Here is a 2,061-nt window from a genome sequence, read left to right as displayed (position 1 = left end):
AAATAATCCTGATTTTTCTCCAGCACAGAATAAATTATCTACTCCATTTACCTTTAAGTCATTAGTTCTAGGCGCAACTGACATATATCTTATAGAGTTTCCCTTACTACCTGCATATGGATCTACATATTTTGCATTTTCAAGACCTTTTATTTTCCTTAATTTTTTTAATGGATAATAAGTTGTCATAAGCTTTGCATGTACAAGGTCATTACTAGTGACACCTTTAAAGAAATATTTTCACCACTCACTTTTAATATAAATGAAGTACTTGCTTCTACTATACCAGATAAAACAATAGGTGATAAAATAAGAAGGTTGAGATTTAGCCTAAGACTTACTCAGTTACAATTTGCTAAATCTATTAATAGAGGATTTGGAACTATTACTAAGTGGGAACAAAATTTGACTATTCCAAATCATTATACACTAAGTAAGATTATTTGTATTTATAATTTGCCTAGTAATCACTTTAATATAACTTGATAACTTATTTGCAACTACACAATACTATTACTAAAACAAAACCCAAGTATTTAAATACTTACTCTAATACTTGGGTAATTTCATAAAATAAATGTATTATTTAAAATTGAATCATATACATAAACTTCCTCAATTAACTTCTCTTCTTCTTCTTTAGTTTTATTAAAATTTACAATAAAATTTTTCATAATTAACCTTTGTAAATTTTAAATTTCTTGAATATATATTATTATTTAATATGTTTGTATCTCTACTAATTCTAATAACTCCAATGTCCTATCACACTGTATTGATACTTTATTCACTGCTTTAAATGCTTTTATTAAGCACTCACCTTTATATACATCTTATTTTAATTAAATATTTAAAATAATTTGTCCTGAATACTTATCTACGCTATATATTCACAGGCTTCAACAATACTTCCTATAATTCTCTTTTATTAATTCTGAATCATTACTTTCATAAATAAAAATATCACCCTTGTAATGTTTAAATACTAATAACTTTTCACAATACCCTTCTTTATTTAACTCAACAAATATAGGCCTAAACCCTTATCTTTAAACCCCAATTATAAGAGTTTTATGATTTATCAAACTATTACTCCTATATTAGAAACAATTATTATTTTAATACTATTTCATATTTACTTTTATAATTTTAAACAATCACAACATCATATTTTTTACATAATGATAAAACCATGTTTATATAAGTTTCTTTTGCCTTCATCATATCATTTTTTAATAAATATTCATATCCCTCAACAATATAATCGTTCCATAACTTTTGATAAAGTTGCTTTGAATTTTCATTGCTTTCTATGGCTTCAACTATTCTTGGAGCTATTCTATAATACTCTCTTATCAATTCTGTACCATCACTTTCATAAATAAGAACAGTATCCCTATAATGCTTAAATGCTAATAGTTCCTCACAATCATCTTCTTTATTTAATGCAACACATGTAGCAGTTGTAATGAAGCATAGTACCCCACTACTTGATTCATAGCTATAGCTAGAAGTAGTACTATAATTACTAATTTTTCTAGCTTGAGTCTTATATTCATTAGCCTGTATCCAACCTATAGTTTTATCAACCTTATATCTAATAAAATATTTGATATTTTCTATAATTTCTTCTGGTCAAATATCTTTTATGTCTGTAAACTCTGTAGCAATTTCAAAAAGTGTACTTAAACTTGAATTCGGTACTCCACTATGAGAAATCATTGGAGTTATATTTTTATAACCACCAACATCTTTAAATATTTTTAATTTGTATTTTCTTATAGTAGAATTAAATACACTAACAAAAGTATCCTTAATAAGGTTTACATCCTTGCTCTCAATATTTAACAGTCCAATTATATTATCCCAAAAACTTTTCCTATATTTATATAATGCCTCGTACACTAAAATCGTAGTTGTTGTAGCTTCAAAGGATTTAATACTACTAACTAGAAAATTGATATCATCAAACTTTCCTAATATCTCCTTATAACTTCTTTCTAAAATACAAAGTTCTTCATATGTTAATCGTAAATCACTTACTAACTCACACTCTCTAAG

The 2,061-nt window shown here is 25.7% G+C and carries 2 protein-coding genes and 1 pseudogene; all 3 read right to left on the bottom strand.

The annotated features are described in order from the left end of the window. Positions 1 to 210, bottom strand: a pseudogene (locus E6248_RS15630) (FAD-dependent oxidoreductase); the annotation flags it as partial. Positions 211 to 1,149: 939 nt separating this feature from the next. Further along, positions 1,150 to 1,470, bottom strand: a complete 321-nt coding sequence (locus tag E6248_RS15625; protein ID WP_316341690.1) for a CFI-box-CTERM domain-containing protein — start codon at positions 1,468 to 1,470, stop codon at positions 1,150 to 1,152. Between the two features lie 165 nt (positions 1,471 to 1,635). Then, positions 1,636 to 2,061: hypothetical protein (locus tag E6248_RS15620; protein WP_316341689.1), on the bottom strand; the 426-nt coding region annotated here is incomplete at its 5' end.

The sequence above is a fragment of the Clostridium sp. genome (assembly GCF_032552055.1).
Classification (GTDB): domain Bacteria; phylum Bacillota; class Clostridia; order Clostridiales; family Clostridiaceae; genus Clostridium.
The sequence above is the reverse complement of the archived record's forward strand: the minus strand, read 5'-3'. Positions and strand labels throughout refer to the sequence as shown.